The organism is Bythopirellula superficialaquae (genome assembly GCF_059632245.1).
Genome location: NZ_CP197426.1, coordinates 1,889,756 through 1,903,902, shown reverse-complemented (window position 1 = coordinate 1,903,902; position 14,147 = coordinate 1,889,756). Strand labels below are relative to the sequence as shown.

Here is a 14,147-nt window from a genome sequence, read left to right as displayed (position 1 = left end):
CTGGGTCAGCAAGCAATCTTAATATACGTTCGTACACATGACAAGCGCATCTGTACAGTATTTTGTGGTTAGACCCAAAAAGTGGTCTTCCCTAGGGTGTGCCGACTTTGTGGTCACTGGCTAGAATGCAAAGACAAGCGAGTGATTCCGGCTAGTTCACTCGTAATATCCTCTGTCCGTTTCTTCCCACGTGAGTTTCGCCAGGAGTATTATGTCGAGTACTGCGTCCCCAGCGTCCGCTAGACGGGTGGAGAAGGTTGCCGCGAATCTTGACGCCGATGCCTTGCCCTGGATGAAGGCTGGACTGCTATTCGTTGGAAGCGGTTGCGCCGCTTTGATTTACGAAATCATATGGTTTCACCTATTGCGGCTTGTGATCGGCGGGTCATCAGTCTCGATGGCCATCGTACTGGGAACGTTCATGGGAGGCATGTGCATTGGCAGCTTGCTGCTGCCGATGGTGATCTCTCCTAAATATCATCCATTCAAAGTTTATGCCTGTCTGGAACTCGGCATCGGACTGATCGGTGCGACTTTGCCCCATTGGATGCCGTGGTTAGGAAATCTCTATCTGTCGAACTCGGATTCCGCAGGCCGTGATCTTTTGGCTCGGTCACTGGTCGCAAGCGGCTGTCTACTACCGGCCACCATCTTGATGGGGGCCACCTTGCCGGCGATTGCCCGCTGGGTGAAGTCAACCCCCGTAGGACTGTCACGGATGGGGTTGTTCTACGGCATGAACACGCTGGGCGCGGTATTAGGCTGCTTCATCGCCGGTTTTTTCCTCCTCCCACAGTCCGACATTGTTTATGCCAGTTATGTCGCTGCGGCAGTGAACTTAATTGTCGGCCTGCTGGCGTTGTCGCTTGCCAATTCGTTGCCATACACGCGGGAAGCCACGCAAAAGACTTCCCCATCGTCCGCGCGGTCGCTGAACGCGCCGATGATTATTTGTTTAGTCGTGGGATTGTCAGGTTTTGCTGCCTTGAGCGCGGAAGTGATATGGACACGGCTTTTGGCATTGATGTTTGGGGCTACGACTTACACATTTGCAATTATCTTGATGGTTTTCCTGGCGGGGCTTGGTATCGGTAGCACCGTCGCGGCGAATATGGCCCGCAAAACCAATCATCCACTTCGCTGGCTCGCTCTGTGCCAACTGGCACTGTTACCGGCGTTGGTGATTGCTAATGCCGTGATCACGCGGATCGTGCCCTTTTGGCCACCCGAAGTCGAGGGGAAATACTACGTGTATTTCGTCTTCTTACACGATACGATCCGGAGCTTGGCATCGGTTTTCCCCGCCGCTCTGTTGTGGGGCGCAACGTTTTCCTTCGCGATTGCCTCAGTCGGCCAAGGGCAACCGGACACGGGACGTCTAGTTGGTCAACTTTATGCGTCGAATACGTGCGGTGCGATTCTGGGCTCGATACTCACAACTCTGTGGCTGGTGCCGGGAATCGGGTCGCAACGAACCCAACAATTGATGGTGATCGTCTCGGCCGCTGCGGCCTTGCTGACGCTCCACTTCGAACACAGCCGACATCCCCAAGCTGAACGGGGGACAAAATGGTACGACATGCCTTGGCTCACAGGTCAGCGAACACGCTGGGCCGCACTCGCAATTGCCGTCATGTGCTTAATCTTCTTATGGCCACTGCCACATGGCATCTTGGGGAATGCGATTATGCCCTGGGCGTGGAAAGACTTTGATCATCTATTTGAGAAAGAGAGCGAAAATACATCGGTCGTCGTGATGAAAGAAAAAGAAACCGGGTTACGATCTCTCTGCGTCGCGGGGAAAGTCGAGGCCTCGACGATGGTTGCTGACCTGCGATGCCAGCGCATGTTGGGACACGTCGCGGCACTGATTCACCCCCAACCGAAATCGACATTGACAGTGGGATTGGGAGCGGGCACCACGGCCGGCAGTTTCGTGCTCTACCCGGAAGTCGAAAAAATTCAAATCTGCGAAATTGAACCAGCCATCGTTGACGCCGCTCGCTTTTTCGACGAGCAGAACCACAACGTTGTGACCGACTCGCGAACTGAAATTGTGATCGACGACGCTCGGCATTTCATGGCGACGTGCAAAGACAAATTCGACATCATCAGCTCGGATTCGATCCATCCCTGGGTGCGTGGCTCGGCTATTTTGTATTCCAAGGAGTACTACGAACTCTGCAAGGCGCATCTCAATCCCGGGGGAGTGTTCGTTCAATGGATCCCCTTGTATCAAACGGATATGATGACCGTTTCCTGCGAGCTAGCGACGTTTTTGGAAGTGTTTCCCCACGCCACACTCTGGTCCAGTGGCGTGAATCGCAGTCATGGCTACGACATCATCGCGGTGGCCCAAGTGGACGAAACACCGTTAGATTTGGAGAAGCTACGGCAGCGGATCAATTCCAATCCGGATCTGAAAAAGGCGCTGACAGAAGTGAATCTGGGAACGGTTCTCGAATTGTTCCATCACTATGTCGGCCGTGGGAAAGATTTGGGGGAAGTCCTTGCGGATGCCGAAATCAATCAGGAATCGTCACTTCGCCTTGAGTACATGGCGGGCATGGCATCGCACTTTCAAGCCCCCGACGCAATTCTCAAGCTGATCATCGCACCGCTGCGTTATCCAGCTGATTGGCTGAAGAATGATGGTCGCTACTTCGAGCGATTGCACGCGGTGCTAGGTTTGCCGCTGCCCAATTCCGTCGAACCCGCGAATAATTAAGTCGATATGCTGCGATCCGTTTTATTCTTATTGATTTGCGTAATACCGATTTTCGGCTGGGCTGCCGATGCGCTTCCGATTTCGCCCGAGTTGGGAAAGGTCCTCGAGGAACGCTACCCCGAGAACATAGCGGATCTTCGCCTGCTGCAAAGCCAGGTCGAAAAAATTGCGACCCAAGCCGTCGCGGCGACGGTCGAGATTGAAGTCGGCCATAGCATCGGCAGTGGCGTGTTGATTTCGCCCGAAGGGCTAGTGCTCACGGCGGCCCATGTGATTGGCGGACCCGATCGGCCGGCGACGGTGGTGCTGGCCGATGGGCGACGGCTCAAGGGGCACACCTTGGGGGCACATCATCCGATGGATGCCGGCATGGTGCAACTCGACGAAGTCCCCGAAGACTTGCCGTTTGCTCCCCTTGCGCCGGATGAACAAGTCGAAGTGGGATCGTGGGTGGTCGCCACGGGGCAACCGGGCGGGATTTTGGATGATCGCTCGCCGCCGATTCGTTTGGGACGAATTCTCGCACAAGGTGGCGAATGGATCTGCACAGACTGCACGCTCGTAGGGGGCGACTCGGGGGGACCGCTGTTCAACATGCAGGGGGAAGTCCTAGCGATTCACATGAGCATCGGCATGCAAGCTGAGCATAATTTTCATGTTCCGGTGGAAGAAATCCGGACAAATTGGGACGAGCTCGTGGCGGGTAAAGTCTGGGGCCGTGGGTTCGATGATTCTGATAACGAAGGGGAACGTGTGATGCTCGGCATCGCGGGTCGCGATGTTGCCGACCGCTGTATCGTGACGCAAGTGTTTCCCGGTTTTCCAGCCGCCAAGTCGGGGCTGAAGCCCGGCGACATCATTCAAACGGCAAACAATACTGCGATAAAGTCGCTCGATGAGCTGAATCGGTTGGTGCTGGCCAAAGATCCCGGCGATCGTGTCGAACTCGAAGTCTTGCGCGATAACAAGCCGATGACGTTTAAGGTGCGGCTGGGTTTGATTGCCGATGCTTTGCCGGGGACGCTCGATTTGACGGCCCATGACACCCATCAACATGGCGAAGAAGAACTGCAAGTGAATTATCCGCAGGAGCGGATCACGGTTCCCAGTTGGAGATTCGCGCACGGGCCGCACGTTCGGGCTGCGTTTCGCGACGTGGTGGCTGATGCCCGTGAAGCCGTTGTGGAAGTTCACGTGGATGGTCGCAAAGTCGCGTTGGGCGGCGTCGTTAACGCGAATGGTGGAATTCTGACCAAGGCCAGTGCCCTTAACGGAACGCTGACTTGCGTCCTGCCGGATGGACGGGAATTGCCGGCCGAGTTGGCGGGAGTGAGTCGGGAGTTCGACTTGGCGCTACTGAATGTTGACGCCAAGGATTTGCCGACGCTTAAAATTTCCGCCGAGACGGTGCCGATCGTCGGTTCGTGGCTCGCCTCGGTGGGGAGAGACAGCTATCCCGTGGAAGTTGGCGTCGTGAGCGTCGAGCCGCGCGTGATTCCCCACCAAGCCGGCATTCTGGGAGTGCAACTCGACAGCGAAACCGGCGATGCGCGGATCGTGCGGATCTTTCCCGGTTCGGCGGCCGCCAAGGCGGGGATGCTCATTAACGACGTGATCCTCCAGATCGAAGGGATCGCAACGCCTTCACGTGAAGCACTGATTAAACGAGTGCAGGAATACAGCCCGGGCGACACGGTGAAGCTGCTGGTTGATCGCAGCGGCAAAGAGTTGGAACTGACTGCCGTGTTGATGGGCCGGTTCCCTGGTTTGCGTCCCACACGCAATGAATTCCAAAACAGCTTGGGGAGCGAATTGAGCGAGCGCCGGTTTGGCTTCGCCAGTGCCTTTCAGCATGATACCGTGATCGAGCCGACCGACGTGGGTGGGCCAGCGGTCAATCTTGATGGCGAAGTCGTGGGCTTCAACGTCGCCCGTTCGGGCCGCACGGAGACGTACGCCATCGCGGCGGATTCCATCGTCAAAGTCATTGAAGAATTGACGGCGAACGATCAAACGAATCCTTAATCTTCCGCTGGCGTTATCAGCACTGGCTGCGGTAGGATGGCCACACATAGTTAACTGCCTCTAGCCTACTTATACTCTTTCGTCACATGTCGGATCTCGTACGTCAAGAAATCATGTCCTCGGCCGAGCTGGTCGTTGTGAAAGTGGGCACACGGGTGCTCACCCATCCCGACGGCACGCTCGATAAAGATCGCGTGGCAAATATCGCGGGACAGTTGGCGACTTTATGGAAGTCGGGCAAAAAATGCGTGCTGGTGAGCAGCGGGGCCGTGGGGGCCGGCCTGGGACGAATGGGGCTCAAATCGCGCCCCACGGATTTGGCACAACTGCAAGCCGCGGCGGCCGTGGGTCAAAGCTATTTGATCGAAACCTACAACCGCGCGCTCGAGCCGTTTCAACTGCATGCCGCACAAATTCTCCTGACAGCCGACGACCTCAAAGATCGCAGCCGGTATCTCAACATCCGCAACACGCTGTTTGCATTGTTCGAGTCGAATGCCGTGCCGATCATCAACGAGAACGACACGGTCAGCACCGAAGAACTCAAATTGAGTTTGGGCGACAACGACCGACTCGCGGCTCTGGTGACGAATCTGATCCGCGCGTCGGTGCTCGTATTGCTTTCCGATATCGAAGGAGTTTACTCGGGTGATCCGAGCGATCCCGATTCCAAGGTGTTGTCGATCATCACCGACATTGCCGCAGCGCAGCAGCAGTTGGTGCATGACAATCCGCAACGCCCCGGCATCAAGCTCAGCACGGGGGGGATGACCAGCAAGCTCAACGCCGCGCGGATCGCGACGACGGCCGGTGAGAATGTGGTAATTGCCAGCGGCCGACGCGAGAACGTGATTGCCGATATCCTCGCCGGTAAAGATGTCGGCACGCTGTTTATCGCCGAGGGACCGTCGCTTGATTCGCGTAAGCGGTGGATCGGTTGGGGAGCGATCCCCGCGGGGAAACTCACGCTCGACGTAGGAGCATGCCAAGCCATCGCCACCGGCGGGCGGAGTTTGCTCGCCGTGGGCGTGGCCGCGGTCGCTGGGAGTTTTATCAAAGGGGATGTAGTCTCGCTCTGCGACAACACGGGCCGCGAGTTCGCGCGGGGACTCACCAATTATTCGGCCGAGGAAATGAAGATCATCGCCGGCCAACCGACCGAACGCATCGCCGAGTTGCTAGGCCATCGACCTTACGACGAAATCGTTCATCGTAATAACCTGCTTGTGTTGGGTTAGGGCGATTGTAACGGCTAATGGCCACTTATCTCACGATTTACTGGCAATCGTTGAGTTGGTAATTACTCTGAAAAGTTGGTGATCACCAGCGAATCTGCAGGGGACTTACGTCCCCCGCTCGCTTGCTTTTCGGAGATTCTTATGCGTTTGTTGTTTGCTGTTTGTGTTGTGCTAGCGCTGTTTTCGTCATTCGCATCTGCCCAAGAAAGTCTCCCCCAGGGCACGACTGCCATCGTTTTGACGCCGGAACTGGTGGATGCCTATCGTGACTACGCACTCGCGCGACAACAGCTCATTGAGTATCGGCAAGTGACTTTGCCGATGAAGCGTCAGGCCCTCGCCGATGCATCAGTGCAAACTCGATTAGAACTTGCCGTGCTGAATCGTCGGCTCGCGGATTACCGACCGTTTTTGAGAGTCGGCGATTATTCTCCCGTTCGGACCGCGGCGGAGAATGATTTTTTGACGCGGAATCTCACCGCACAACAACTCAAGCAACTTCAAGAAGCCGATCTGGCGCTGATGCGTTACAGCGGCGAAGCGGATGAGCTTTATCAATACGACGTGCTGCGAGCCGCCGTGCGCGTTTATGCCGCCCGAGCTGCGCAGGGGCAATAGTTGCGTTTAAGAAGCCGCTTGCAGGCTGCGTACCAGGCGCTGGTCCTGTCCGTAAGCTTGCACTTGAATCGATTCGAGCTTTTTGACAATGACTTTGAATCGTTCGAGGTGCGGTGGCTTGATCAAATAACCGGCCGCGCCCAACGTTGCGGCTCGTTGTTTGTCTTGCGCGTCGGTCGAAACGGTACACATGATGATGGGCGTGTGACGAAAGGTGTCGCTCGTTTGGATGAGCTGCATCAGTTGGAAGCCGTCCATGCCGGGAAGACTGATATCCAGCAAGATCAGATCAATGGGCTCGCGGCGATAGTGGGCTTCGTACAGCTGATCAAGTGCCTGCTTGGAGTTGTTGGCGATCTGGAGATTGCAGCCGAGGCCGCCTTTTTCAAACAAAAGCCTTTTGGTTAGAAGTAGATGATCTTCTATATCCTCAACCAGTAAAACATTTGCCAAACAGTTGGGGTTTCTCTCTGCGTCGACACACTCGGCGAGGTCGCAGGGCAGGGCAAAAAGAATCGTTCCCGTGTGAATTTCTTCGACGGCTATCCGCTGTAGCCGAGGCAACGCGGGGATGCCAACTCGACTGAGTGCCAACTCGACCATGTGAGCGAGCATCTTGAGAATGGCCACTTCCTCGTCAGACGATTCGTGCTTTTGTAGCCAATAGGTGCTGATTGCGGCCTGCGGACGAGGATGCCCCAGCGGCACGATTATCAAACTCTTGGCGAACGTGTGGCTATCCGCGCCGAATTGAAAACGCTCGTCGAGGTTGATGTCATGGCAAACCGCGACTCGACGATTGAGCATGGCCCAGCCACTGTTGCAAAGATGCAGGGGTAGCAGTTGGCCGTCGTGAAGAATGTCTTGGTCAGGTTCGGGTAGGCAATAACATTGATCGCCATAGCGGAGAACCAAACTGCCGCCATCGGCCGAGAGCAATTCGCCGAGCGCATGGTTAACGAGCAGCGCGACATGTTCGAGATCAGTTGCCAGGGCCAATTGCTTGGCGATTGAAGAGAGCTGCTCAATCGCCTTAACGTACCAATACACAGACGCCATGATACTTGCCTAACATCCGGTTGCTGCTCGCCCCACGGAATGGGAATCACCACAGGGATAGCTTGACATGGTTCGACCCAACAAGGAGGGATGTACTTCTGCTTAAGATATCAATCAGTAATACTTTGCTTAGTTCTTAGCGATCAATGTGTCGAATTCAACAAAGTCCGTGGAAGGCTGGGCATGCTCAAGCCTTTCCATACGTGCAACCACTTGGTTAAAGGATTCTGCTAAATCTTTCCAATAGTCGTCTTTACGAAATGCTATCGAACGAACTGGCTTCCCGGCTGCCAGGTCGTTCATGCAGCGTTGCAATCGATAGATGGGTCCCGCGAAGCGATTGGTGTGCTTGGCAAGGTCGTACATCAAAATTGGCAACAGGATGAGCGTGCTGCCAACCGCAATCAAAAGTGCGCCCAAGAGTGAAGGGACCTCGGCACGCATCCGAATTAAGGCATCGGCACCCGGAGTGATGTAAACCCAGCCAAGGACATTGAGAGCCGTCACCACCGCCAGACTGAGCAGCCAATAACAGGCGGCCTTGCCTAGCAAACCTCCTTGGACTTCCTGATCGACCAGATACTTTTTGCGTTGGATATGCTTAGCCATTGTTCCGCTCCTCGCTCAAGAATTCTAAAAAAGTCTCCCATCTATAACGTAGCTCATAACGCCCTAAGAATCGTAGGGACTGTTCGGGATGTAGTGATCCTTGTTGAATTGGCGATTCAAGGGGCGTCTCCGCAGGTGGTTGCTGCAACTCAATTCCGAGAAAGCTGCGCTGTCTGCTTTTTAATTGACCCCATGTTTTCATGATTTACTGTGTGTGAATCCAAAACCATTTGATTCTCACCTACCTCAAGGCGGCCAAGATTTGCTAAATTGATAGTGAGATTAGGCAATCATGCGACTTTAAGTAGGACCTGCGATGTCGACCGCACCGACCCCCGGCGAGGAAAAAGCCTCGCGGAATTTTATTGAACAAATCATCGATGCCGATTTGGCAGCCGGAAAGAACGGGGGACGCGTCCATACCCGGTTCCCGCCCGAGCCGAACGGCTACCTGCACATTGGCCATGCCAAGAGCATTTGCTTGAATGCAGGGCTTGCGCGGCAGTACGGCGGCAAATTCAATCTGCGGTTTGACGACACTAATCCCACCAAGGAAGAACAGGAGTATGTCGATTCGATTCTCGACGACGTCCGCTGGCTGGGGGGTGATTGGGAAGATCGGTTGTTCTTCGCCTCGGATTACTTCGAGCAGCTCCACGACTGGGCGGTGCAGTTGATCAAAGGTGGGAAGGCTTTTGTCTGCGACCTGAACGCCGAAGAGATGCGCGAATACCGCGGCACACTTGTTGAATCTGGCAAGAACAGTCCCTACCGCGATCGCAGCGTCGAGGAGAATCTCGATTTGTTCGCGCGGATGCGGAAAGGGGAATTCCCCGACGGCGCGCGGACCTTGCGCGCGAAGATCGATATGGCTTCTTCGAACATCAATCTCCGCGATCCGGTGATGTATCGCATCAAGCATGCCCACCATCATCGCACGGGCGATACGTGGTGCATCTATCCGTCCTACGATTACACCCATGGGCAAAGCGATTCGATCGAAGGAATCACGCACTCGATTTGCACGCTCGAGTTTGAAAATCATCGCCCGCTGTACGATTGGTTCTGTGAATCACTAGGGATTCATCATCCGCAACAGATTGAATTTGCACGGCTGAACCTCACCTTCGCCGTGATGAGTAAGCGTAAACTATTGCAATTGGTGACCGAGAAGCACGTCTCGGGTTGGGACGATCCGCGGATGCTCACGATTCGTGGTCTGCGCCGCCGCGGCTACACGGCCGAGGCGATTCAAGCATTCTGCGAACGCATCGGCGTGGCAAAGTTCAACAGCACGATCGACATGGCATGGCTGGAAGATGCGATTCGCGAAAACCTCAACGATGCGGCCCCGCGGGCGATGGCTGTTCTGAAACCGCTCAAAGTCGTGCTGACAAATATCGAACTCGGCGAAGTGATTGAAATCGAAGCTCCCAATCATCCGCAAAAGCCAGAAATGGGAACGCGGATGATCCCACTGACGCGCGAAATCTTTATCGAAGAAGACGATTTCATGGAGGATGCGCCGTCGAAATTCTTCCGTTTGAAGCCAGGGGGCGAAGTGCGCGTTCGCTGCGCGGGAATTATCAAATGTGATGAAGTGAAAAAAGATGCGATGGGCAAAATCACGGAACTGCACTGCACGTTCGATCCCGATCACAGCCGTAAAGTGAAGGGGACGATCCACTGGGTTTCCGCCGCAAGCGCGATCAACGCCGAAGTGCGGCTCTACGATCACTTGTTCCGCGTGGAGAATCCAGACGAAGCTCCCGAAGGGGGAACGTTTCTCGATAACATCAATCCGAATTCGCTCGACGTGCTGACCACGGCCCAACTCGAACCATCGCTGCTCAACGCCATGCCGGGAGAACATTACCAATTCGAACGGCTGGGCTACTTCTTCGTCGATCCGATGGACTCGAAACCGAACAAGCCGGTATTCAATCGCACCTCGACGTTGCGCGATAGCTGGGTGAAGGAAGCGAAGAAGAGTTAAACACTCGCCCTTACAAACACAAAGTAAGCGAGTATTAGTGCTGCGAGAATTCCGAGTGTCAGATTGACGGCTTGTTTACGGCCAGCGAGTAAATTGATCGCCACGTACGCGACCAAGCCCAACGCGATGCCGTCGCCGATGGAAAACGTGAAGGGGATGGCGATCATCAGCAGGAACGCGGGGATTGATTCGCCGGGGGTTTGCCATTCGATTTCGGTGATGTTCCGAACCATCATGGCTCCCACCAACACCAAGGCCGACGCGGTGATCGGTGGATAGGAACCGACGAGTTCCACAAGCGGTGCGAAAAATAGCGCAGCGAGAAAACAACAGGCCGTGAAGATTGCCGTCAAACCGGTGCGGCCCCCGGCTTCCACTCCGGCGGCGGATTCCACGTAGCTGGTCACGGTCGACGTGCCGAGGCAAGCCCCGCAAATCGTGCCCGTGGCGTCGGCAGTCATCGCGCGGCCGACATTGGGGAGCTTGCCATTTTTCACGAGTCCCGCTTGTTGGGTCACTCCGATAAGCGTGCCAATCGTGTCGAACATGTCGATGAACAAAAACACGACCACGAACGGCAGGATTCGCAGGTCGAACACGCCGAGCAGATCGAATTTGAAAAAGGTTGGTGCAAGCGATGGGGGAGGGGCCATCCAATCGCCGGACCAATGTAACTTCGTCATGAGTTGCGATTGAGCCACGACGGGATTTGATGTCCAGCTTTCAAAGTTAGGCAGCAGCATTTGCAGCAAGATAGCCGTGAGCAAGGATGCTACGATTCCCGCGAGGACGGCCCCGCGGATGTTGCGGGAGAAAAATGCTCCGCCGATCACGAGTCCCGCGAAGAAAACGATCACGTCGGGATCGTAAACAACGTGATTCATAGCGATGAACGTCGCGGGGTTGGCGATAATGACTTCGCCATTTTTGAGTCCGATCAATGCAATAAATAATCCGATGCCTACGGCGATCGCACTCTTGAGGCTGGGGCTGAGGGCATCGAAGATTTTTTCGCGTACGCCCAGCAGCGTCAGCACTAAGAATAACAGACCACTTAGCAGCACTACGCCCAGCGCGACTTGCCAAGGCTCGTTATGACCCGTGGCCGCGATGGCGGGGAGCAAGGCGAGCACGAAATAGGCGTTAATTCCCATCCCCGGGGCTAGGGCCACGGGGTAGTTCGCCATGAGTGCCATCACAACTGAGGCGATGGCCGAGGCAATGCAGGTTGCGGCCATGACGCCGGCGAAGTCCATGCCGGTATCGATGCCGAACATCTTTCCCGAAAGCATCGCGGGCTGCACGAAGATGATGTAACACATCGTGAGGAATGTGGTCAGCCCCGCGGCGAGCTCAGTGCCGACGGTGGTGCCGCGGGCGGAGAGGTGGAATTGGCGTTCGAGGAAATTCATGAGGGAGTGGGGTTACATAGTTAATTGAATGCACCGCCCGCTGAAGCGGGCTCGCCTACTCAAATCGCCTACAGGCGAGCCCGCTTCAGCGGGCGGTGCCTAAAACTGCTTTGCATGATGTCAAAACTCCATTACAATGCGGCACATGTCCAAACCTGTTCGCAAAATCTCGCGAGGTCGGAATCTTGAGTACCGTGATTCGCATCGGTACGAGCATTGGTTAATTGACAACCAAGTTTACTTCATTACTGCTCGGTGTCGCGATCAGTTTCCTGCACTTCGCAGCGAAGCGGCTAAAGCCATTTTCTGGGATCGATTTGAGCACTATACCAAGCAATTTCGCTTCGTGCCTTGGGTGACTTCGCTGCTGGACAATCATTATCACACGCTTGGCTATTTGTACGAAGGGCGAAATCTTTCGCCGTTGATGCAGCGACTTCACGGTTCCGTGGCAAAATTGGTGAATGATTTGTTGCCCGAGCGGCGACTTAATTTTTGGCGCGATGCCAAAGGTCACGAATACTTCGACGGGGCGATCCGCGATGAAAGACAAGGCCGGTTGGCTTATCGGTACACGCTGATGCAGGCGGTCCGCCATGGCTTCGCGGATGATTGGCGGTCCTATCCGCACACGCGAGTGAACGTTAATGTGGAGTCCGCTATTCGGCGTTCGCTTGAACTGGATGCTTTTTTAGATGGGGTGCCGTATAAACGGTATTTGAAACAACGGCCTAAGTAAGGCGCCGCCCGCTTAAGCGGGCTCGCCTGGAGACTTTTCTTATGTTGATTCAATCGCGTTTCATGTGTTGGTTTTTGGCGTTCTTGATGCTGGTTACGCCGAGTGGGCAGTTGCTGGCTCAAGATGTGCCGCCGATTGATATGACTTACGTGCTACCCCAGGCGTGCCTCGTCGTCTCGGCGCGGCCGCAAGCGATTTACAACTCGCCCATGTTTCAGATGATGCCGCTGGAAGTGTTGCAGGCAGCTTCCATCCAGCACGTTGGCATCGACGCCTTGGAAATGGACCGCTTGCTAATTTCGATGGAGCCGCCACTCACCGGCCCGCCGAATTATTCGGTGATCATGAGTTTCACCAGCGACGTGACCGGAAAACTGGTCCCCGAAGTGACAAAAAATTTGGAAGAACAGGTCGGTAGCGCACGGCCGCATTTCAAGAATCCCAAGCAGATCGAGCCGAGCCTCTATTTCCCCACCGACAGGACGATTCTTGCCACGTCGGAAGACGTCCTGCAAAAGTTTCTCACCGGCGGGATCACGCCCTACGAGAACAACATCAATGCTCAGCTGGCCTCGGCGGCGGGGGATGATTTGTATGTCGCGGTCGACGTTGCGCCGCTGCGCCCGATGATTAACATGGGTCTCATGCAAGCCGAAATCCCCATGGAGTTGGGGTATCTGTATGAAGCGCCCAACTTGATCAAGTCGGTTGAATTCCGCATGAATGTTTCGAACGCCGGCACGAGCGAGCTGGTCGTCGACGCCAACAACGCTGCAGACGCCGAAAAGCTTGAGCAAATCCTGGTGAAGACTGCCGACCTGATCAAGACACAAGCGAACGCTGAGATCGCTCGGCTTAAAGCGGATGCCGATCCTGTGCAACAAGCGCTTGGCCGTTATCAAGAGCGGATGCTCTCGAGCACTTACGACGCGGTGATGCCCAAACGCGAAGGGGAGAAGTTTGTCATCTTTCGTGTTGCAGGGGAGGGGAGCGATGCCACGGCACTGACAACGGTGGCCATTTCGGGAATCTTGGTGGCTTTGTTGCTCCCCGCTGTGCAAGCCGCGCGGGAAGCGGCGCGGCAAATGGCATCGGCCAACAACATGAAGAAAATCAACCTCGCGCTGCACAACTATGCTGACACGAAAAAGGCTTTCCCTGCGCATGCTAATTATAGCCCCGACGGAAAGCCGCTTTTGAGTTGGCGCGTGCATATCCTTCCGTTCTTTGAACAGCAAGCGCTCTATGACCAATTTCATCTCGATGAACCTTGGGATAGCGATCACAATAAAAAGCTGATTGCCTTGATGCCACCCGAATTTCTCGACCCAAGCTCAAAGTGGCAGCCAGCCAACGGCAAGACTCATTATCTGGGTGTTGTCGGTGAAAAGATGTTCTTTAATGGCACCGACAAAGGCACTACCTTTGCAGGAATTCGAGACGGCACGGCTAATACCATCATGATCGTGCAAGTGAACGATGACCGAGCAACGACATGGACTAAACCCGAAGACTGGGAGCTGGAAGAAAAAAATCCGCTCAATGGACTTATCCCCAACCTGCATCCAGGCACTTTTCTGGCGAGCTTTGCTGATGCTCATGTGCGAACCATTAATGGCGAGATTGATCTCACATGGTTCAAGGGGGCACTGACCAGAGCCGGAAATGAACTGACGCCTCTACCGTAAGTTTGGCGGTTTCGGCCCTTGTCATGGTAGGGCCC

General features: G+C 55.1%; 10 protein-coding genes. 7 read left to right on the top strand and 3 right to left on the bottom strand.

Annotation, left to right across the window (positions count from 1 at the left end):
* Nucleotides 1–211 precede the first annotated feature (211 nt).
* The 4 genes from SH678x_RS07825 (at nt 212) to SH678x_RS07810 (ending at nt 6,609) form a co-directional block, all read left to right on the top strand.
* The gene (locus SH678x_RS07825) at nt 212–2,728 is read left to right on the top strand and encodes a fused MFS/spermidine synthase (protein ID WP_496922336.1); all 2,517 of its coding nucleotides are present in this window, start codon (nt 212–214) and stop codon (nt 2,726–2,728) included.
* A 6-nt stretch (nt 2,729–2,734) separates the two neighbouring features.
* A complete protein-coding gene (locus tag SH678x_RS07820; RefSeq protein WP_496922335.1) occupies nt 2,735–4,753 on the top strand; it encodes a S1C family serine protease in 2,019 nt (672 codons plus the stop codon).
* Between the two features lie 86 nt (nt 4,754–4,839).
* The gene (gene proB / locus SH678x_RS07815) at nt 4,840–5,991 is read left to right on the top strand and encodes a glutamate 5-kinase (protein WP_496922334.1); all 1,152 of its coding nucleotides are present in this window, start codon (nt 4,840–4,842) and stop codon (nt 5,989–5,991) included.
* Nucleotides 5,992–6,132: 141 nt separating this feature from the next.
* Nucleotides 6,133–6,609, top strand: coding sequence for a hypothetical protein (locus tag SH678x_RS07810; RefSeq protein WP_496922333.1), 477 nt, complete (start codon nt 6,133–6,135; stop codon nt 6,607–6,609).
* Nucleotides 6,610–6,615: 6 nt separating this feature from the next.
* Here SH678x_RS07810 and SH678x_RS07805 read toward each other — a convergent pair whose 3' ends face one another.
* On the bottom strand, nt 6,616–7,668 hold the full coding sequence (locus SH678x_RS07805) for a response regulator (RefSeq protein WP_496922332.1): 1,053 nt from the start codon (nt 7,666–7,668) through the stop codon (nt 6,616–6,618).
* A gap of 129 nt (nt 7,669–7,797) precedes the next feature.
* A complete protein-coding gene (locus SH678x_RS07800; protein ID WP_496922331.1) occupies nt 7,798–8,277 on the bottom strand; it encodes a hypothetical protein in 480 nt (159 codons plus the stop codon).
* 316 nt (nt 8,278–8,593) lie between these two features.
* Here SH678x_RS07800 and SH678x_RS07795 point away from each other — a divergent pair, with 316 nt between their 5' ends.
* Nucleotides 8,594–10,273: a glutamine--tRNA ligase/YqeY domain fusion protein gene (locus SH678x_RS07795; protein WP_496922330.1), complete on the top strand. Its 1,680-nt coding sequence runs from the start codon at nt 8,594–8,596 to the stop codon at nt 10,271–10,273.
* Here the strand turns inward: SH678x_RS07795 and SH678x_RS07790 are convergent.
* Nucleotides 10,270–11,685, bottom strand: coding sequence for an NCS2 family permease (locus SH678x_RS07790; protein ID WP_496922329.1), 1,416 nt, complete (start codon nt 11,683–11,685; stop codon nt 10,270–10,272). The two genes, SH678x_RS07795 and SH678x_RS07790, sit on opposite strands and share 4 nt — an antisense overlap.
* A gap of 145 nt (nt 11,686–11,830) precedes the next feature.
* On the opposite strand from SH678x_RS07790, the gene SH678x_RS07785 reads away from it, so the two are divergent.
* Together SH678x_RS07785 and SH678x_RS07780 are read left to right on the top strand one after the other, a co-directional pair.
* A complete protein-coding gene (locus tag SH678x_RS07785) occupies nt 11,831–12,424 on the top strand; it encodes a transposase (RefSeq protein WP_496922328.1) in 594 nt (197 codons plus the stop codon).
* Nucleotides 12,425–12,465: 41 nt separating this feature from the next.
* On the top strand, nt 12,466–14,112 hold the full coding sequence (locus SH678x_RS07780; protein ID WP_496922327.1) for a DUF1559 domain-containing protein: 1,647 nt from the start codon (nt 12,466–12,468) through the stop codon (nt 14,110–14,112).
* Nucleotides 14,113–14,147 lie beyond the last annotated feature (35 nt).

Excerpts from the sequence above, each read along its gene's own strand:
- SH678x_RS07825 (WP_496922336.1), top strand. The coding sequence starts at position 212 with ATGTCGAGTACTGCGTCCCCAGCGTCCGCTAGACGGGTGGAGAAGGTT.
- SH678x_RS07820 (WP_496922335.1), top strand. The coding sequence starts at position 2,735 with ATGCTGCGATCCGTTTTATTCTTATTGATTTGCGTAATACCGATTTTC.
- proB (WP_496922334.1), top strand. The coding sequence starts at position 4,840 with ATGTCGGATCTCGTACGTCAAGAAATCATGTCCTCGGCCGAGCTGGTC.
- SH678x_RS07810 (WP_496922333.1), top strand. The coding sequence starts at position 6,133 with ATGCGTTTGTTGTTTGCTGTTTGTGTTGTGCTAGCGCTGTTTTCGTCA.
- SH678x_RS07805 (WP_496922332.1), bottom strand. The coding sequence starts at position 7,668 with ATGGCGTCTGTGTATTGGTACGTTAAGGCGATTGAGCAGCTCTCTTCA.
- SH678x_RS07800 (WP_496922331.1), bottom strand. The coding sequence starts at position 8,277 with ATGGCTAAGCATATCCAACGCAAAAAGTATCTGGTCGATCAGGAAGTC.
- SH678x_RS07795 (WP_496922330.1), top strand. The coding sequence starts at position 8,594 with ATGTCGACCGCACCGACCCCCGGCGAGGAAAAAGCCTCGCGGAATTTT.
- SH678x_RS07790 (WP_496922329.1), bottom strand. The coding sequence starts at position 11,685 with ATGAATTTCCTCGAACGCCAATTCCACCTCTCCGCCCGCGGCACCACC.
- SH678x_RS07785 (WP_496922328.1), top strand. The coding sequence starts at position 11,831 with ATGTCCAAACCTGTTCGCAAAATCTCGCGAGGTCGGAATCTTGAGTAC.
- SH678x_RS07780 (WP_496922327.1), top strand. The coding sequence starts at position 12,466 with ATGTTGATTCAATCGCGTTTCATGTGTTGGTTTTTGGCGTTCTTGATG.